We start from the raw sequence: 18951 nt of genomic DNA, 5'->3' as shown, positions 1-18951 counted from the left end.
ATGCGATATGCCGTGATCTGCCTAGACAAGCCCGGCCAAATTGATCTGCGCAAGGCCAACCGCGATGCCCACCTGGCTTATGTCAAGGAAACGGGCGTGGTCGAGATGGCCGGACCATTCCTCGATGCTGCGGGTGAGATGTGCGGCAGCCTGCTGGTTCTCGAAGTCGAGACGATCGAGCAGGCACGATCGTGGGCCGACGGCGACCCCTACGCCAAGGCCGGTCTGTTCGAAACCGTCTCGATCAGGCCCTGGAAGAAGGTGATCGGCTGATGCGATACTGGCTCTTCAAATCCGAGCCCAACACATGGGGCTGGGACGATCAGGTCGCCAAGGGCGGCACCGGCGAGGAATGGGATGGTGTGCGCAACTACCAGGCCCGAAATTTCATGCGCGAGATGTCGGTGGGCGACCGGGGGTTCTTTTACCACTCGGTCAATGAGAAGCGCATCGTCGGCATTGTCGAGGTCATCGCAGAGGCACATCCCGACAGCACCACGGATGATCCGCGCTGGGAATGCGTGGATATCAAGGCCGTGCGGCCCTTCGAAACACCTGTCACGCTGGACCAGATCAAGGCTGATCCCCGACTGGCCGACATGGTGCTGCTGAAGAATTCGCGGCTGTCAGTGCAGCCTGTCTCGGAAGAAGAGTGGCGCATGATTTGCGCATTGGGCGGGACAAAACCCGATTGACCTGCCAATCTGTTCCAAAAACCGGAGGAAACAGATGGAATTGATCAATATACTAGCGGCCGCTGCGGGTTCTTGGGCCTTCGGCGCAGTTTGGTACATGCTTCTGTCCAAGCCATGGATAGAGGCAGCCGAAATCGAATGTGACGAAAAGGGCCGGCCCAAGGGCGGCAACGCAACACCCTTCATCCTTTCCGCACTGGCGATGATCGTGGTGGCTGGAATGATGCGGCACATCTTTGGGATGGCCGGGATCGACAGCGTGGACAAGGGATTGATCGCGGGGTTGGGGATCGGGGCGTTTTTCATAGCGCCCTGGGTGTTGATCAACAATGCCTACGCCATGCGGCCGTTCAAGCTGACCCTGATCGACGGGGGATACGCGGTCCTTGGTTGCGGCATAATCGGCACGATCTTGACGCTGTTCTGAAACACCGTTTTCCTGAAAAAAGAGAAAGGGCCTGCGCCGTTGCCCAGACCCTTTCCTTCACCCACGTGCTCCCAAAGCCACCACACGTGTATTCGAAACTTGGTCGGGGCCGTACTGGCCTCGCATTCAGTTGTGGCACGAAAAGGGATTACGGGCAAAGGCAAAGCCCCTGGCCTTTGTCTCAAATGTGAAACGCCCGCCGTGGGGCGGGCGCTTTCTGCAAACCGTTCCTGACGATCAGCCGTAGACGGATTCCTTGCCGAAATGCTTGACCAGCATGTAATACACCACCGCGCGGTACTTGTTCCGCTCGGAGCGGCCATAGGTATCGAGGACCGAATTGATTGCGTCCATGAGTTGCGGCCCGTCGGCGAGACCAAGTTTCTTGACGAGGAAATTGTCCTTGACCGTTTCCAGCTCGCTTTCCTGCGTCGCCGCCACGGTCGAGGCATCCGCGTTGTAGATGGCCGGGCCACAGCCGATGGTCACCTTTGTCAAAAGGTCCATGTCCGGTGTCATGCCGCACTTGTTCTTCAGATCATCGGCATATTGCGCGATCAGTTCGTCTCTCTTACCCATTGTAGAGCTCCCACCTGTCAAATGACCGCCAGTTGCGGCCTCGCGAAGAGGTTAGACCCTGTCGCGCGGCCAATCAAAGAAAAATTGACGGTCAGATTCCCCCTTCCGGTCAGGAGAGAAACAGATTTGCAGGCAGGAACCGCCGGCCTCAATACCGATAATGCTCCGGCTTGAACGGCCCCTCGACCGACACGCCGATATAGTCGGCCTGGTCCTTGGCGAGGGTCGACAGCTTGACGCCGATCCGGTCCAGATGCAGCCGTGCGACCTTTTCATCCAGGTGCTTGGGCAGGATGTAGACGCCGGGCGCGTAATCGTCGCCATTGGTCCACAGCTCGATCTGGGCCAGAACCTGGTTGGTGAAGCTTGCCGACATGACGAATGACGGGTGCCCCGTTGCATTGCCAAGGTTCAGCAGACGCCCCTCGGACAGAAGGATGATGCGATTGCCCGAGGGCATCTCGATCATGTCCACCTGGTCCTTGATATTGGTCCATTTGTGGTTCTTCAGGTTGGCCACCTGAATCTCGTTGTCGAAATGGCCGATATTCCCGACGATCGCCATGTCCTTCATCGCGCGCATGTGCTCGATACGGATCACGTCGCGGTTGCCGGTGGTGGTAACGAAGATATCCGCCGTTTCGACGACATCCTCCAGCGTTGTCACTTGAAAGCCGTCCATCGCGGCCTGCAGGGCACAGATCGGATCGACTTCGGTGACGATGACACGCGCGCCGGCACCGGCCAGCGATGCAGCCGATCCCTTGCCCACGTCGCCATACCCGCAAACCACGGCGACCTTGCCGGCCATCATCGTGTCAGTTGCGCGGCGGATACCATCCACCAGGCTTTCCTTACAGCCATACTTGTTGTCGAATTTCGACTTGGTGACGCTGTCGTTCACGTTGATCGCCGGGAAGGGCAGGTTGCCCTTCTTGTGGAGATCGTAGAGGCGGTGCACCCCGGTTGTGGTTTCTTCGGAAACACCCTTGATCGCATCGCGGGTCTTGGTGAACCAACCGGGGGTTTCCTTCATCCGCTTGGCGATCTGGGCCTTGATCACGACCTCTTCCTCGGATTGCGGAACGGGAATGATATCCTCTCCCGCCTCGGCGCGGGCACCCAGCAGGACATAGAGCGTCGCATCGCCGCCATCGTCGAGGATCATATTGGCGCCCTCGGGGAACTGGAACGACCGGTCCAGGTAGTCCCAATGCTCTTCCAGCGACTGGCCCTTGACAGCAAAGACAGGCGTGCCGCCCGCGGCGATCGCGGCAGCGGCATGGTCTTGCGTGGAAAAGATGTTGCACGAGGCCCAGCGCACATCCGCGCCCAGCGCCACCAGCGTCTCGATCAGAACGGCAGTCTGGATAGTCATGTGCAGCGACCCGACGATCCGCGCGCCCTTGAGAGGCTTGCTGTCCCCGTATTCCGCACGGCAGGCCATCAGGCCCGGCATCTCGGTTTCGGCGATATCCAGTTCCTTGCGGCCGAACTCGGCCAGCGAAATGTCTTTGACGATATAGTCTTCGGCCACGCTCACGACTCCTGCAGCGACTTGTTTCGAGGGCATGTAGCACCGGCACCGCACAGGAGCAACGGAGCGCGACTCATTAGCGACTGACCACTGAAGCCATGGTTGTTTTCCGTGCCAGACTATAGCCAAAAGCCTGCCCGGTGATCTAAGAATACATTTGTGTGAAGAGGCCGAGAAGATGGGGACGACATGGCCTTCGAAGTCACAACCAATCGCGCTGCCAAGGCACGCCGCGCCGTGATATTCTGTGTCAACGAGGCCTACTTCCCTTATGCCCTGCTCGCAGCGTCCCAGGTCCGGGCGCTCTGTGCTTCCGAATTGGCCGACATTGTCATATGTGCGGAAACCGGCGAAATCCCCGCCAGCCTTTCAGACTTGGACATTCGCCTCGCGCGTCTGACCCTCGAAGGTCAGACCGCAGATATGGGGCGACTGGACCAGAAAGAGACTGTTACTTATCACAGGCTGTTCCTTCCGCACGCCTTCAAGGACGACTACGATCGAATACTCTACCTGGACAGCGACATCTTCATAGAACGGGGTGATTTCGCGCGGCTGCTGGAAGTCGATCTGAAGGGCCATGTTCTTGCCGCCGTTCGCGATGAGGTGCAGTGGTTCAATCCCGAACGTGATGCCCATGATTTTCGCACCATGGGTATTCGCGGCAAGAAATACTTCAATGCCGGGGTGCTGATCATCAACTGCCAAGCTTATCGGGACAAGGACATTCTGAGTAAAGCATTGGACGCAAACAGGATGTTTCGGGACAAGTTGAAACATAACGATCAACCGCTGCTCAATGCAGCGCTGCGTGGAGAGTGGCTGGAACTCAGCCCGGTTTGGAACTGGCAGCATGCGCGCCGATTTCCAATGCTGACGGCCACGGTACCGGTTGGGATCACCCATTTCATCGGGAAAGCGAAACCATGGAACGATCCCGACTCTCTCTTGCCGCCGCGCTATTCGATGGCCTTTCAGCACTTCATGGCTCGGCATTTTCCCGATCGCCCCGAGATCAAGATCTCAAGCGGTTGCGATGTTTCCGATGCGACGCTAGGACGTCAGGCCTTGCGGTCATGGTGGCATGCTCGCAAGATCACGCGATATCTGAAACGGTTTCCTGACGACCTCGTGGCAAAAGAATAGGCTCTTGAAAAAACCCCGCGCCTGGCAACGCATGCTTTCTGGCCGCAGGCTGGACCTGCTGGACCCGACACCCATGGATATCGAGATCGAGGATATCGCGCATGGGCTGGCCTTTGTCGCCAGATGGAACGGCCAGACACGCGGCGATTACGCCTATTCCGTGGCCGAGCATTCCTTGCTGGTCGAAGAGATTTTCGGGCGCCTGCAACCAAAGGCACCATCCAAATGGCGGCTTGCCGCCTTGCTGCATGACGCGCCGGAATACGTGATCGGCGACATGATTTCGCCAGTAAAGGCGGCGGTTGGTCCGGGCTATGGCGAATTGGATGACAGGTTGCAGGCGGCCATTCATATCCGTTTCGGACTGCCAGCCCAGGTGCCAGCCGCGATCAAGAAACAGATCAAGAAGGCCGACCGCATCAGTGCCTGGCTGGAAGCGACCCAGATCGCGGGTTTCTCGGTCGCCGAGGCTGACAAGTTCTTCGGCCGTGTCACCCCTGAACTGGCCGAGGGGCTGCACATCCGCCTGCGCCCGCCGGTCGAGGTGCGACGGGATTTTACCGACCGTCACGCGACCCTGCTTGCACAGGCCTAAGGAACGGGCCGCCCGGGAGAACAGCGGCCCGCCCCTTTCGGTTGTTACCGCCCATCCAGCGGTTCGGTCACCCGCAGGTCGCGGGCAGCATCACTCGTGCGGCGAAGCGCAGGAGTGAAACGATCGGCCTTGGGCTTGGCCGCTTCCGGCGTTTCGCTGGACTTACGAGACGCGGTGAACATGCTGTCTGCAAGAATGGTGAACATATCGCGCTCCTTTCGCTTGGCTGATATCGCTCATATAGGGGGCGATATCGGCTTCGCGAAGTCAGGAACTTTTTCAAAATGAAAGGTGGGCTAACACATGGATTGGCGTAATGTTCCCTCTTTGACCGCTCTGCGCGCCTTCGAGGCCGCAGCCCGCCTGGGCAGCTTCTCAGCAGCGGCGCGCGACCTTAACGTGACCCATGCGGCAATCGCCCAGAATGTCCGCACCCTGGAAGCACATTTCGACACGATCCTGATGGAACGGCAGGGGCGCGCCATGGTCACAACGGCAGAGGGCCACCGTCTGTCCATGGCCCTGGCCGAGGCCTTTGGCCTTATCGGATCGGCAACCGAAGATCTTCTGGATGTGGCGAGCCAAAGGCCCCTGCGCATCGCCGTGACCCCCTCTTTCGCCGCAAACTGGTTGATGCCACGAATTGGCGCGTTCTGGTCGGAACATCCCGAGATCGAGGTCGAGATCATTCCGGGCGTCGGTCTTGTCGATCTGCGCCATGATGCAATCGATGTGGCCATCCGCTACGGCCGGGGCGGCTGGCCTGGGGTCCAGGTTGCATCGCTGATCCCCGCAGGGCACGTGGCGGTCGCAGCGCCAGGCCTCGTCGGTGCCAACAGGGTGTCGAGGCTGGCGGATCTGCGCGGCGTTACATGGCTGATGGACGGTCAGACCTCGGAAGAACGGTTCTGGGTGGCTGCAAACGGGATTGATCCGGACGAGGAGCGGATAAAAACCTTTGCAACCGCGCAACTGTCACGTGAAGCGGCGCGCGCCGGACTGGGCGTCGCGATTCTACCGGCGCCACTGGTCGAGGACGAGATCGAAAGCGGCCGCCTGGTGGCCCTGTTCCGCGAAAAGGACAGCGCCATCGCCTACCACGTCCTCACCCGGCCCGGCACGGTCTCCGCCCAGCGCGACGCGTTCGTGCGCTGGCTGAAAAAGCAGGTCAGGCCGGGATGATCAGCGCGGACTACGCTTGGCCAGGATACGTTGCAGCGTCCGGCGGTGCATGTTCAGGCGGCGCGCGGTTTCGCTGACATTGCGATCACAGAGCTCGTAGACCCGCTGGATATGTTCCCAGCGCACGCGATCCGCGCTCATCGGATTGTCGGGCGGTGGCGGCAATTCATCACCCGTGGCCAACAGGGCATTCGTCACGTCCTTGGCATCGGCTGGCTTGGACAGGTAGTCCGTCGCCCCGATCTTGACCGCGGCGACAGCCGTCGCAATCGCGCCATAGCCGGTCAGCACCACGATGCGGCTGTCCGGGCGCTGTTCGCGAAGGGTTTCGACCACATCGAGGCCGTTGCCGTCCTCAAGCCGCAGGTCAACGACGGCATAGGCAGGCGGACGCGCGGTGGCGATGGCCTTGCCGGCGGCCACACTGTCAGCGGTTTCCACGGCAAAGCCGCGCTTCTCCATCGCCTTGGCCAGACGCCTCAGAAACGGTTCGTCGTCGTCCACGATGAGAAGCGACGGATCCTCGCCGATTTGCGCTGCGTCCATTTGGGGGGCCTCCGCTAAATCCTTATGACTAGGTAGAGTCTTAGCGCGGTCCGGTCAATTCTCTAGCTACCAGCGGCATTTACGAAACAGGCCACGCTATCGGCCATGGCTTCGGGCCCGACATCCCGGCGATAGAACTCGACGAAACCCTCTTCGGGGAACACCAGGTAAGACATCGTCGTATGGTCAACGAGATAGAATTCATCCTCGGTGTCTTCCTTCTGGAAGAAGGTCTTGTAGGCGCGTGATGCAGCACTGACCTGTTCAGGGGTCCCTGTCAGGCCCAGCATCCGTTCATGGAAGGTATCTGTGAAATCGACCAGGCGTTCCGGGGTATCCCGCTCCGGGTCGATCGAGATGAAGACCGGCTTCACCTCGATGCCGCGATCGTCCAGAAGGTCCACCGCCATCGCGTTGCGCATATTGTCGGTGGGGCAGATATCGGGGCAGAAAGTGTAGCCGAAATAGACAATGGTCGGCCCCGTGATAACGTCGCCATCTGTCACCGTGCGTCCGGTTTCGTCCACCAGTTCGAAAGGCCCGCCGATATCGGCGCCCCCCACGGTCGTTGCGCGGCACTGGGCGAACTTGTCGTCCGCACCCCCGCCGCCATACTGCGTCGCGAAAAAGAGACCGGCCGCCGCTGCGGCTGCGACCGCCACGGAAAGGACGATTATTCTCTGCATGCCCTGAACCTCCGCATCGTGATTGTCGCCTATCTATGCGACCGTTATCCTGCATCAACCTAGAAACCGGGGTCGTGGCACTATGGCGCAGGCATCCTCAGACGCGTTTTTCGCAAACCAGCGCAGCAACTGGGTGCGCATTCGCACCCTCGTACTGCTACGCTGGGTAGCGGTCATCGGGCAAAGCGCCGCGGTGGTCGTGTCGCTTTATGTCTTCAACCTGCGCCTTGAGGTCGGGCTGATCGCGATGACCATCGGCGCGGCCGTTCTGGCCAACATTTTCTCGACCTTCCTTTATCCCGAGAACCGCCGCCTCAACGAGGGCGAAGGCATGATGATGATGGGGTTCGACCTCTTGCAGCTTGGCGTATTGCTTTACCTGACCGGAGGCCTGAGCAACCCGTTTTCACTGTTGATCCTCGCGCCAGTGACCATCGCTGCCAATGTTCTGCCCGCGCGCAGCACGATCCTACTGGGCCTGTTTGCGATCCTTATCATCAGCGCGCTGAGCCAATGGCATATCCAGCTTCTGACCGGCACCGGGTTCCCCCTGGAATTGCCGCGGCTCTTCATCTTCGGTTTCTGGGTGTCTCTTGTCACGGGCATCATCTTCATTGGCCTCTACGCCCGGCAGGTCACGCAGGAAATGGTGTCGATGGGCGAGGCTCTCGCCGCGACCCAGATGGCCCTTGCCCGCGAACAGAAACTGACCGATCTGGGCGGCGTCGTCGCGGCGGCGGCGCATGAATTGGGAACGCCACTGGCCACGATCAAGCTGGTCAGCAGTGAATTGATCGACGAGCTGGAGGAAGGGTCGGACCTGCGCGAGGATGCCAAGCTGATCGGCGAACAGGCGGACCGGTGCCGCGACATCCTGCGGTCGATGGGACGGGCGGGCAAGGATGACAAACACCTGCAACAGGCCCCCTTCGAGACCGTAATCCGGGAAGCCGCCGAGCCGCATCTGAACCGCGGCAAGGACGTCGCCTTTCACATCGCCGACGGCTCTGATCCCATGCAACAACCGTTGATCTTTCGCCAGCCCGAGATCATCCACGGAATCCGCAACCTGGTGCAGAACGCAGTCGATTTCAGCACCCGAACCGTACGGATCGAGCTGTACTGGACGGAAGACGAACTGGGCGTTCGCATCGCCGATGACGGTCAGGGCTTTTCCAGCTCCGTGCTGGGGCGCATCGGGGACCCCTTCATGCGGCGGCGACGCTGGACACTGATGGACGACCCGCGGCCCGGTTACGAGGGGATGGGGTTGGGACTCTTCATCGCCAAGACCCTGCTGGAGCGATCCGGCGCACGGCTGACCTTTTCCAATGGTGGTGCCCGAACCCTCGCCAACCGTTCTGGCGGCGCGATCGTCAATGTGACCTGGCCGACTGACCGTATCGAGGCCGATCCGCAGAGCACCCAACCATTGGGCCAGAATGAACGGATCGCGTGACTTAACCCGGAATTAACCAATCCCTCCGAAATCTGGACCCGTCCAGGTCTCGGAGCGCATGTCATGATCCTATCCCCCGCCCTCGAAGCGTTGCTTGCCGCTGGAATCGGCCTGACGGCCGCCGCCTTGCTGTTCCTGTGGTGGAACCGCACCAATACCGCCAAGGCACTGGCAGCACGGCAGTTGATCGCGGCCAGCGAAGGGGAAACCGTTCTGCTCTTCGATGATGACAGCCTTCTGGATGCGACCCCGCAAGGCCGCGCGCTCTTGGCACAGGCACGCTCGGGCGGGTCGGATTGGGATCGGCTGGTCACCGCGCTTGAGCCACGCTTTCCCGATCTTCGAGCGCAAGGCGCCGATGTCGCAACGTCCGGTCAAAAGACAGTGGCAAGCGAGGGACCCGACAAGGACCTGGTTGAGATGACCTACCTGGACGGTGTGGTGCGCGTTGCGCTGCTGTCGCCCCAGAACGGCACGGATCCGACCGAACGCCTGATCGTCGACGCGATGGAGCAGGAACTGACCCTGCTGCGCAGCATCGGGGACAATGCACCTCAACTGATCTGGCAAAGAAACACCGCCGGCGATCTTGTCTGGGCGAACCGCGCTTACCTCGACCTGGTGGACGAGATTCACCCAGCCGAGGCGGACATGCCCCGGACCTGGCCACCGCAGGACCTCTTTGATGACGTTGCCGAGCCCGGTGGCGCGATCCCCGTGATCGAAGAGAAATGGCTGCAATCCAACGGCCGGCTGGCGCCGCGCTGCTACGAGGTGTCGAGCGTCCGACGAGATGTCGGCACCATGCACTACGCCGTCGATGTGACAGAGGTGATCGAAGCCCGTGAAGACCAGCAGAAATTCGTTCAGACCCTTGCCAAGACCTTTGCGCAGCTTTCGGTCGGGTTGGCGATCTTCGACCGAAACAGGCGGCTTACACTGTTCAATCCGGCCCTGACGGACATGCTGCAAATACCCACCGATTTCCTGATCTCACGACCGCATATCGGCCAGTTCCTCGATCGGCTGCGCGAGGCGCGTATGATCCCGGAACCCAAGGATTATGCCGCATGGCGCACCTAGGTCGAAGCGGTGGAGATGGCAGCCGAGAATGACAGCTATTGCGAGAGCTGGGATTTGCCCAACGGCCAAACCTTCCGCGTGACCGGCCGGCCGCATCCTGACGGGGCCTTGGCCTTCCTCTTCGAGGACATTTCAGAGGAATTGTCGATGACACGCCGTTTCCGGTCTCAGATCGAGATGGGCCAGCAAATCCTCGACTCCATGACCGAGGCCGCCGTCGCTTTCAGCGCGACCGGAGAGATGGTCATGTCGAACCGCGCCTACCGGCTGCTCTGGGGCAGCGAGGGTCATCTGGGACTTGGCGTGCCCACCTTCGCGGATGAACTGGCTGTCTGGCGGGCAAACACCGCGCCAAACCCCTTCTGGCACCGTCTTTCCACGGTGTCAGGCCTAAGCGACCAGATTGCGGATATCCAGATGCACAACGGGCATCCCTACACCTTGCATTTTTCGACCTTGTCCACCGGACACAGGCTGGTCCGCTTCGCCGAACGTGAAACCAACGCGGGCGCAGGTTGGTCCGGCACCGAAAACCTGGCCCGGAACGGATAGGGCTTGTCGCGGCGCGCCAGTCCCATAGTCTGGCACCATGCGAGGTCGCGAGCAAAGGCTCTCATTCAGGTCCGAGGCGGAAACCGCCCGGTTCGGCGAAACCCTCGCCGGGCTTCTGCGGCCCGGTGACGTGGTTCTGCTTGCCGGCGACATCGGGGCTGGAAAATCCTTTCTCGCGCGGGCGATCATCCGCGCCCTTTGCGGCGCCGAGACCGACGTCCCGTCGCCCACATTCACGCTTGTGCAAACTTATGATTGTGACGCAGGCGAGATCTGGCACAGTGATCTCTACAGGCTCAGCGACGCGGACGAAGCCCTTGAGCTCGGGTTGATCGACGCTTTCGAAACAGCCATCAACCTCGTGGAATGGCCGGATCACCTTGGCCCCTACCTGCCTGAGGACGCATTGAGGATCGATATGACAGCCACGCCCGAGGCGCATAAGGCTCGGCTGATCCCCATTGGCAAATGGGCGGAAAGGCTGGAAGATGCGCTCTGACCGGATCACGGAATGGCTCCAGTCCTTGGGGTATGGGCGATGGGAACGCGCCGCCCTTGCCGGCGATGCCTCGGCCAGACGTTATGAACGGCTTGCAGACGGGGCGGGCCAAAGCGTGATCCTGATGGACGCCCCACCCGACAAGGTATCATCGACATCCGATTTCCTGCGTCTGGCCGATTTCCTGTCGGCTCATGGCCTGGCCGCACCGGCGATCTTGCATGCCGAGCCCGAGGCCGGGCTGGTGCTGCTCGAAGATCTTGGCACCACCCATTTCGCCGACTGGCTTACCAATAGGCCCGCCGACGAGGCCGTGCTCTACGCTGAGGCAACGGATGCCCTGTTGGCGGTTCAGCACCTTGGCCTTCCGGCTGGCCTGACCACGCTCGACCCCGAAACCGCAGCGGAAATGGTAACGGTAGCGTTCGACTGGCTGCCAAACACCGCCGACGAGGAAATGCGACGAACCATCGGCGCGGGCATCAGATCAGCCGTCGCTACGCTTTCTGATCGGCGCCAGGTTCTGTCCCTGCGCGACTTCCACGCCGAAAACCTGATCTGGCGCCCCGACCGCGAAGGCACCGAAAGGGTCGGACTACTGGATTTCCAAGACGCCTTCGGCGCCCCCCCGGCCTATGACCTCGCCTCGCTACTGCGAGATGCGCGCCGGGATGTCGCTGATGACACCGCCAACGCCATGATAGACCGGTTCGCCTCCGCAACCGGCAACCGATCAGAGGCCGTGGCGCGGGATGTCGCGATCCTTTCGGTGCAGCGCAATCTGCGTATCCTCGGCGTTTTCGCCAGGCTGGCAAAGCGGGACGGAAAGCGCCGCTATCAAGGCCTGATGCCGCGTATCTGGGGCCATCTGCGCAAGGACCTGGCGCATCCCGACCTCGCGGATCTCAGGGGTTCGCTGCAAAACGCCTTCGAGGAACTGTCTGAATGAGCCTGGCCAAACCCGATACGGCCCTGCTGTTCGGGGCGGGTTTCGGCACCCGCATGGCGCCGCTGACCTTGGACCGTCCGAAACCGCTGGTCGAAGTCGCCGGCAGACCCCTCCTCGACCATGCGCTCGACATTTTGGCCGAGGGCGGGATCGAGCAGATCGCGATCAACACGCATTATCTGGCAGAGCAGATCGCTGACCACCTTGCGGACCGCCCGGTTCTGATCTCGCACGAGCCGGAAATCCTCGATACAGGCGGTGGTTTGAAACAGGCTCTGAACCTGCTTGAAAGCGACCCGGTTCTGACCTTGAACACCGACGCGGTCTGGACCGGACCAAACCCCGTCAAGACACTGCTCCGGCATTGGGATCCGGACAGGATGGAGGCGCTTCTGTTGCTCGTCGCGAATGAAAATGCGACCGGCCACCGGGGCAAAGGCGATTTCCTGATGGACCCGGAGGGCCGGCTCACGCCCGGCCCGGGTGCGGTCTATACCGGGCTGCAGATCATTCGCACGGACAGGGTGAGCCAGCATTCACAAACCGCCTTTTCCCTTTGGGAGATATGGCGCGAAATGCTGGATCGCGGCACCATTTTCGGCGCCCTGCACAAAGGGGGTTGGTGCGATGTCGGGCGACCGGACTCCATCGCCCTGGCCGAAGACCTCTTGCGGAGGCATGCATGACTCTACCGAACCTCTTTTCGATTGCTCCGACCCTTGATTTTGGCAAGGCCTTTCTGAACGGGCTGGATCAACGGTTTGGTCACCTGCCACCCGAGCAATTCGCACGCATCGAAATTCTCGTGAATACACGGCGTACACAGCGCCGCTTGCGTGACCTGTTCGATCAGGGCCCGGCACGTTTGTTGCCGCGAATCCGGCTTGTCACCGACCTCGGCCAGGACGCGGCGTTTCACGATCTGCCGCCCCCTGCCTCGGCCCTGCGCCGCCAGCTGGAACTGTCGACCTTGGTAGGTGAGCTTCTGAGGCAGGATCCGACACTGGCGCCCCGCGAAAACCGCTTTGCGCTGGCCGAGAGCCTTGGGGCGCTTTTCTCGGAGATGCACGGCGAAGGGGTCGATCCGGACCAGATCGTTTCCCTCGATGTCGAGGACGAATCAGGCCACTGGAAACGGGCGCTGCGGTTCATCACGCTGGTTCAGCACTATTTCGACGAAACCCGCCCGGACCCGGACCCCGAAGCACGGCAAAGGCTGGTGGTCGAGCGGCTGGCAGATCAGTGGGCGAACACCCCGCCGGACCACCCGGTCATCGTCGCAGGGTCAACCGGATCACGGGGCACGACGGCACGGCTGATGCAGGCCGTTGCCCGGTTGTCGAACGGTTTCGTCGTCCTGCCGGGGGTCGACCCACACCTGCCCCACGCTGTCTGGGACCGGATGACGGCGATGGATGGTGGAGAAGATCACCCGCAATACCGGTTCAAGGCCCTGGCCGAGACACTTGACATGCACCCGGCGGACATCCCGCCCTGGGTCGATACCGCCGCGCCGGAACAGGCCCGATCAGAGCTGGTGTCCCTCGCGCTGCGGCCAGCGCCGGTGACCGATCATTGGATCACCGAAGGCCCCAAGCTGGCCGCATTGGACAAGGCCACCAAGGGCCTGACCCTGCTTGAGGCGCCAAGCCCGCGCGCCGAGGCCGGGGCGATTGCCATCGCCATGCGCCATGCTGTCGAGCAGGGCAAAACGGTGGCCCTTGTCACGCCCGACAGAACCCTGACCCGACAGGTCACGTCGGCCATGGAGCGGTGGGATATCCTGCCCGATGACAGCGCCGGGACACCCCTGCACCTGTCTCCTCCGGGTCGGTTCCTGCGCCATACCGCCGCCTTGCTTGCAAACCGGCCGACCCCCGAAGCGCTGCTGACCCTGCTCAAGCACCCCTTGTGCCATTCCGGCGCACGCCGCGGGCCGCATGTTCTGAACACAACCGCGCTGGAGCTGAAGTTGCGCCGACACGGACCGGCCTTTCCGGGGCCACAGGATCTGCGCGACTGGGCGGCGGCCGGCAAACCGCCCAGCCCCGAACGGCAGGACTGGGCGCATTGGCTGGCCGCATTGTTGCCCACGCACGATCCGAACCGGCAACTGCCGCTGAAGGACTGGGTTTCGTGGCACCGCTCGCTTTCCGAACAGCTGGCGGCCGGGCCGGACGGCACCAAGGCGGGTGATCTCTGGGAGAAAAAGGCCGGTCGCGAAGCCCTGCGGATGATCACCGCCTTGCAGGAAGACGCCGACGCGGCGGGCGAAATGACCGCGACGGATTACGAGGTTCTGATCGGTCAATACCTGTCCGGCGGCGAGGTCCGCGAGGCGGATCAGAGCCACCCGGATGTGCTGATCTGGGGCACACTCGAAGCACGGGTTCAAAGCGCGGATGTGGTGATCCTGGGCGGGTTGAACGAAGGCACCTGGCCCGCTGTGCCAACCCCGGACCCATGGTTGAATCGCGCGATGCGCCGCGCGGCGGGCCTACTCTTGCCCGAACGCCGCATCGGCCTGTCAGCCCACGATTTCCAGATCGCCGCCTGCGCCCCCGAGGTCATCATCAGCCGGGCAATCCGCGACAACGAGGCGGAAACGGTGGCCAGTCGCTGGGTCAGTCGCCTTCTCAACCTGCTGGGTGGTCTGAAGGCCACGGGCGGCCCGGAGGCTCTTGCAGACATGCGCGCGCGGGGCAGCCGCCTTTTGCACGCCGCGGCCACGCTTGAAACGCCTGAAGATGCCCAGCATCCTGCGCCCCGCCCCTCCCCGCGGCCCCCGGCCACAGCGCGGCCCCGACACCTCTCGGTCACGCAGATCAAGACCCTGATCCGGGATCCCTACGCGATTTATGCGCGGCATGTGCTTGGCCTGAAACCGCTGGACCCGCTGGTGCACTCTCCGGATGCGGTCTTACGGGGTAGCCTGACCCACGATATCCTCGAAGCCTTCCTGCCCGAATGCCCCGATCCCTCCGATCCAGCCGCTTACGAGCGCTTGCTGGAAATCGCCGAAGGGGTGCTGGCCCGGGATTGCCCCTGGCCCGCGGTTCAGAGGCTCTGGCTGGCCAGCGTCGAGCGTTTCGCCCGACAGTTCCTGGAGGACGAGATCGTCAGACAGGCCCGCGCAGCGCCCGGAAACCTGGAAAAGCGCGGCGAAACCCGGCTGGACGGCGTGGATTTCACCCTTGTGGCCAAGGCCGACCGACTGGATGTGACCGAGGACGGGCAGGTCTGGATCTACGACTACAAGACCGGGCAAGCCCCCACAAAGACGGCACAGTCCGCCTATGACAAGCAGCTGCACCTGGAAGCCGCCATGGTCGAACGCGGTGGCTTCGAGGCTGTCGGCAAGGCCCGTGTCGCCGGGGCGGAATACCTGCAACTGGGGTCCGAGGTGAAGACGGTCGCGGCCGACCTTGAGGCCGAAAATGGTGATTTCTGGGAGCGTTTCACCCGGCTGATGCAACGTTGGGCGACCGATGATCTGGGATATACGGCGCGGCGGGCCAACATGAAGGTCGACGAAACAGGCCAGTACGACCACCTGGCCCGCTACGGCGAATGGGACGAGACCCAACCCCCCACACCCGAGGATCTGACATGACGATGGACGATGCCACACGAGCCCAGGTGGACGCGGCCGACCCACGTGCCTCGACCTGGCTGTCGGCCAATGCGGGATCGGGCAAGACACGGGTTCTGACCGATAGGGTTGCGCGGCTTTTGCTGGCCGGAACGGACCCCAGGAACATCCTGTGCCTGACCTATACCAAGGCGGCCGCCTCGGAGATGCAGAACCGGCTGTTCCGGCGGCTGGGCGAATGGGCAATGATGCCGGACCCGGACCTGAAAAGCGCGCTTTTCGAGCTTGGTTTCGACGACCCGGTCGATACGACCGGCCTCGCCGATGCCCGCAAGCTGTTTGCAGCCGCCATCGAAACGCCGGGTGGGCTGAAGATTCAGACGATCCACTCCTTCTGCGCTGGTATCCTGCGCCGCTTCCCGCTGGAGGCCGGGATCAGCCCGCAATTTCGCGAGATGGAAGATCACGAAACCGACCTGCTGCGCGGCGACATCCTCGAAGCCATGGCCGAAGACCACGACAAACCCCTGGTCGATGCCCTGGCCCGGCAATTCACAGGGGCCGAGATCGGCAAGCTTCTGAAAGAGATCACCGGCAATCAGGAGGAGTTTCCAGCCTCGGTCGAAAAAGCCGTCATTTGCGAGGCGCTCGTTGTCGATCCAGATATCACGCCCGATAGCCTGGCAAGCCAGGTCTTCGGCCCGGATGACCAAGCGCTTCTGTCCGAATGGATCGAAATCCTGTCCAGCGGGACCTCCACCGAAATAAGGGCGGCAAATCAGCTTTCCGAAATGGGTCGGGATACGGTTTTCGATCCAAATGATCTGAAGATCATGGAAAGTGTCTTTCTGTTCCGGAGCTCTGCCAAGGTGCCATTTGGCCCCAAGATCGGATCGTTTCCGACAAAGGACACGAGGGGCCGCCATCCCGATCTCTGCGACGCACTCAATGACCTGATGCAGCGCGTGGCGGATTCGCGGCCCATCAGGTTGCGCTCCATGGCACGCGACCGAACGCTGGCCCTACATCGTTTTGCCACCGCCTTCATCGCCCGCTACATCGCGGAAAAACAGCGGCGCGGTGTTCTGGACTTCGATGACCTGATCCACAAAACCCGTGACCTTCTGACCGATCCGGCGGTTGCGCAATGGGTTCTGTTCCGGCTCGACGGCGGGGTTGACCATATCCTCGTGGACGAGGCTCAGGATACATCGCCCGTGCAATGGCAGATCATCGAGCTTCTGACCCAGGAATTCACCAGCGGCGAAGGTGCGCGCGCCGAACGCGACCGGACCATGTTCGTCGTCGGGGATCGCAAGCAATCCATCTATTCCTTCCAGGGGGCCGATCCCGACGAGCTCAACACGATGCGGGACCAATTCGGCCGCGCGCTGGGCAATGTCGGCAAAGCCCTCAGGCCCCGCGAGTTGCGGTATTCCTTCCGGTCCTCTGCCGCGATCCTGAACCTCGTGGATCAGGTCTTCACCGGGGATGACGCCGAGGGGGTCGGAGAAGGCCTGGTTCATCTTCCCTTTCATGCCGAGATGCCCGGCCGGGTGGACCTGTGGCCAGTCATCGAGAAGACAGAACAGGACCAGCCGGAATGGGATGATCCCCGCGATGTCGTGGCAGAGAGTCATCACGAAATTCAGCTGGCACGGAACATCGCCACCGAGATCGAGCGGATAATAAAAGAGGAAAAGCTGACCGTTCCGAGGGATGGATCATGGGTGCGCCGGCCTGTCACACCGGGGGATTTTCTGATCCTCGTGCGGCGGCGCAGCAGCCTCTTCACCGAGATCATCGGCGCCTGCAAGGCAGCCGGGCTGGAGATCGCCGGCGCAGACCGGATGTATCTGGGCGACGACCTCGGCGTGCGAGATATCCTGTCTTGCCTGAGGTTTCTTGCGCTGCCCGAAGACGACCTGTCCTTGGCTGAAGCCCTGAAATCCCCGATTTTCGGCTGGACCGAGACTGACCTGTTTTCACTGGCCCATGGTCGCCCCGAAGGCCGGTCCTTGTGGGAAACGCTGCGTGCCCGGGAAACGGAATTCCCGCAAACCCTGACGATCCTGCACGATCTACGGGACCGCGCAGAATTCCTGCGCCCCTATGACCTGATCAATCGCATCCTTCTGAAACATGACGGTCGCCGGAAGCTGATCGCACGGCTCGGACATCAGGCCGAAGATGGAATCGACGCGCTTCTGGCACAGTCCCTTTCCTTCGAACGCTCTGACGTGCCCAGTCTGACCGGGTTTCTCGCATGGTTCGATGCCGAGCAGATCCAGATCAAGCGGCAGATGGATTCCGCGGGCGATCGTATTCGGGTGATGACAGTGCACGGGGCCAAGGGGCTGGAGGCCCCGATCGTCATCCTGCCGGATACGACGGACCGCAAAAGAGAGCACAAAAGTGATATCCTTTCAGGCGGTCCGGTGCCGATCTGGAAGCCGAGAAAGCCCGACGAGCCACCAGAACTGGGAGAGTTGCGCGAGGCTGGGATCGAGGCGGATTCCCGGGAATTCCGAAGGTTGCTCTATGTTGCTCTGACCCGCGCTGAAAGCTGGCTGATCGTGGCAGGCGCGGGAACGGTGAGCGACAACGGCGAAAACTGGTACAACATGGTCGGCAAGGGCATGGCCCATATCGGCGCTGCAAATGCAGAGCTGCCGGGTATCGGCACCATCCAACGCGCGGAATTCGGTGACTGGACCTCGGCCCCGGTAGACCTAAGCGGCGACGCGACCGATGAAGAGCCAGAGAACCTGCCCCCGTTTGGCGATACCCCGAAGCCCGACCCGAGGCTGAGGACCGTCGCGCCCTCGGATCTTGGCGGCGCCAAGGCGCTTCCCGGCGATATCGACGAAGACGACACCGCCGCCGCGAAGGCCCGCGGCCGCATCATCCACAGCCTGTCAGAGGTCTTGCCCGATCTGCCCGCCAGAGACCGAAGGGCCGCCGCCAAGGCGCTGGTTGGGCGGCATCCGGAAATCGGGCTTGTTGCGGACCGTGACGCTCTGGTCGAAGAGGTCCTGTCGATGCTGGATCGACCGGAATTGGCGAGGATATTCGAAACCGGTCTGGCCGAGGTGGACATCACCGCCACCTTGCCCGGCCTTGGCGACCGCCGCATTCATGGTGCCATCGACAGGCTGGTGGTCACGGACAGCGAGGTGCTGGCCGTCGATCTGAAATCCAACCGCGAGGTGCCGGACAGCGTCACGCAGGTTCCCGTGGGTCTGCGCCGCCAAATGGCAGCCTATCGCGATGCGCTTGCCCAGGTCTATCCGGGCCGATCTATCCGCGTCGCGCTGCTTTGGACCCGCACCGGTGCGCTGATGACCCTGCCCGACGATATGCTCACGGACGCGTTGGCCGAGGCCACGGTGCCTTGACGCGACCCATAACGGCCCATACGTTC

At 61.9% G+C, this 18951-nt stretch carries 19 protein-coding genes; 14 read left to right on the top strand and 5 right to left on the bottom strand.

The window, feature by feature from the left end; all coding sequences use genetic code 11:
- The 3 genes from DFK10_RS08600 to DFK10_RS08590 are packed head-to-tail and all read left to right on the top strand — an operon-like array spanning position 1 to position 1122.
- The gene (locus tag DFK10_RS08600) at positions 1–273 is read left to right on the top strand and encodes a YciI family protein (protein ID WP_109388616.1); all 273 of its coding nucleotides are present in this window, start codon (positions 1–3) and stop codon (positions 271–273) included.
- Positions 273–695, top strand: coding sequence for an EVE domain-containing protein (locus DFK10_RS08595; RefSeq protein WP_109388615.1), 423 nt, complete (start codon positions 273–275; stop codon positions 693–695). Before DFK10_RS08600 ends, DFK10_RS08595 begins: the two co-directional genes overlap by 1 nt.
- Before the next feature lie 34 nt (positions 696–729).
- Positions 730–1122 carry a DUF1761 domain-containing protein gene (locus DFK10_RS08590; RefSeq protein ID WP_109388614.1) on the top strand — a complete coding sequence of 131 codons (393 nt, stop codon included), beginning with the start codon at positions 730–732 and terminating at the stop codon, positions 1120–1122.
- A 237-nt stretch (positions 1123–1359) separates the two neighbouring features.
- Here the strand turns inward: DFK10_RS08590 and DFK10_RS08585 are convergent, their stop codons facing one another.
- A complete protein-coding gene (locus tag DFK10_RS08585; RefSeq protein WP_109388613.1) occupies positions 1360–1701 on the bottom strand; it encodes a DUF2853 family protein in 342 nt (113 codons plus the stop codon).
- 148 nt (positions 1702–1849) lie between these two features.
- Entirely contained in the window at positions 1850–3238 is a 1389-nt protein-coding gene (gene ahcY / locus DFK10_RS08580) for an adenosylhomocysteinase (RefSeq protein ID WP_109388612.1), read from the bottom strand.
- Positions 3239–3427: 189 nt separating this feature from the next.
- Here ahcY and DFK10_RS08575 point away from each other — a divergent pair, with 189 nt between their 5' ends.
- Positions 3428–4384 carry a glycosyltransferase family 8 protein gene (locus DFK10_RS08575; protein WP_109388611.1) on the top strand — a complete coding sequence of 319 codons (957 nt, stop codon included), beginning with the start codon at positions 3428–3430 and terminating at the stop codon, positions 4382–4384.
- A 31-nt stretch (positions 4385–4415) separates the two neighbouring features.
- Positions 4416–4979, top strand: a complete 564-nt coding sequence (locus DFK10_RS08570; protein ID WP_109388661.1) for an HD domain-containing protein — start codon at positions 4416–4418, stop codon at positions 4977–4979.
- A 44-nt stretch (positions 4980–5023) separates the two neighbouring features.
- Here DFK10_RS08570 and DFK10_RS16465 read toward each other — a convergent pair whose 3' ends face one another.
- Positions 5024–5185, bottom strand: coding sequence for a hypothetical protein (locus DFK10_RS16465; protein WP_217810105.1), 162 nt, complete (start codon positions 5183–5185; stop codon positions 5024–5026).
- Between the two features lie 97 nt (positions 5186–5282).
- On the opposite strand from DFK10_RS16465, the gene DFK10_RS08565 reads away from it, so the two are divergent.
- On the top strand, positions 5283–6161 hold the full coding sequence (locus DFK10_RS08565; RefSeq protein ID WP_109388610.1) for a LysR family transcriptional regulator: 879 nt from the start codon (positions 5283–5285) through the stop codon (positions 6159–6161).
- Here the strand turns inward: DFK10_RS08565 and DFK10_RS08560 are convergent, their stop codons facing one another.
- The gene (locus tag DFK10_RS08560; protein WP_109388609.1) at positions 6162–6707 is read right to left on the bottom strand and encodes an ActR/PrrA/RegA family redox response regulator transcription factor; all 546 of its coding nucleotides are present in this window, start codon (positions 6705–6707) and stop codon (positions 6162–6164) included.
- A 62-nt stretch (positions 6708–6769) separates the two neighbouring features.
- Positions 6770–7393: an SCO family protein gene (locus DFK10_RS08555; protein WP_109388608.1), complete on the bottom strand. Its 624-nt coding sequence runs from the start codon at positions 7391–7393 to the stop codon at positions 6770–6772.
- Positions 7394–7475: 82 nt separating this feature from the next.
- Here DFK10_RS08555 and regB point away from each other — a divergent pair, with 82 nt between their 5' ends.
- The 8 genes from regB (at position 7476) to addA (ending at position 18925) form a co-directional block, all read left to right on the top strand.
- Complete coding sequence (regB, locus tag DFK10_RS08550) at positions 7476–8852, top strand: sensor histidine kinase RegB (RefSeq protein ID WP_109388607.1); 1377 nt, start codon at positions 7476–7478, stop codon at positions 8850–8852.
- 63 nt (positions 8853–8915) lie between these two features.
- Positions 8916–9935: a PAS domain-containing protein gene (locus tag DFK10_RS08545; protein WP_109388606.1), complete on the top strand. Its 1020-nt coding sequence runs from the start codon at positions 8916–8918 to the stop codon at positions 9933–9935.
- Positions 9936–9950: 15 nt separating this feature from the next.
- On the top strand, positions 9951–10487 hold the full coding sequence (locus tag DFK10_RS08540; RefSeq protein WP_146193247.1) for a hypothetical protein: 537 nt from the start codon (positions 9951–9953) through the stop codon (positions 10485–10487).
- A 37-nt stretch (positions 10488–10524) separates the two neighbouring features.
- Positions 10525–10986 carry a tRNA (adenosine(37)-N6)-threonylcarbamoyltransferase complex ATPase subunit type 1 TsaE gene (gene tsaE, locus DFK10_RS08535; RefSeq protein ID WP_109388604.1) on the top strand — a complete coding sequence of 154 codons (462 nt, stop codon included), beginning with the start codon at positions 10525–10527 and terminating at the stop codon, positions 10984–10986.
- On the top strand, positions 10976–11935 hold the full coding sequence (locus tag DFK10_RS08530; RefSeq protein ID WP_109388603.1) for an aminoglycoside phosphotransferase family protein: 960 nt from the start codon (positions 10976–10978) through the stop codon (positions 11933–11935). The genes tsaE and DFK10_RS08530 overlap by 11 nt, the downstream gene beginning before the upstream one ends.
- Entirely contained in the window at positions 11932–12621 is a 690-nt protein-coding gene (locus DFK10_RS08525; RefSeq protein ID WP_109388602.1) for a nucleotidyltransferase family protein, read from the top strand. The genes DFK10_RS08530 and DFK10_RS08525 overlap by 4 nt, the downstream gene beginning before the upstream one ends.
- Positions 12618–15548: a double-strand break repair protein AddB gene (gene addB / locus DFK10_RS08520; protein WP_109388601.1), complete on the top strand. Its 2931-nt coding sequence runs from the start codon at positions 12618–12620 to the stop codon at positions 15546–15548. The genes DFK10_RS08525 and addB overlap by 4 nt, the downstream gene beginning before the upstream one ends.
- Positions 15545–18925 (top strand): double-strand break repair helicase AddA, encoded by a 3381-nt coding sequence (addA, locus tag DFK10_RS08515; protein ID WP_109388600.1) that lies wholly within the window; start codon positions 15545–15547, stop codon positions 18923–18925. Before addB ends, addA begins: the two co-directional genes overlap by 4 nt.
- Positions 18926–18951: the final 26 nt, after the last annotated feature.

The sequence above is a fragment of the Salibaculum griseiflavum genome (assembly GCF_003129565.1).
Lineage (GTDB): Bacteria > Pseudomonadota > Alphaproteobacteria > Rhodobacterales > Rhodobacteraceae > Salibaculum > Salibaculum griseiflavum.
This window is presented reverse-complemented; position numbering and strand designations above follow the sequence as displayed.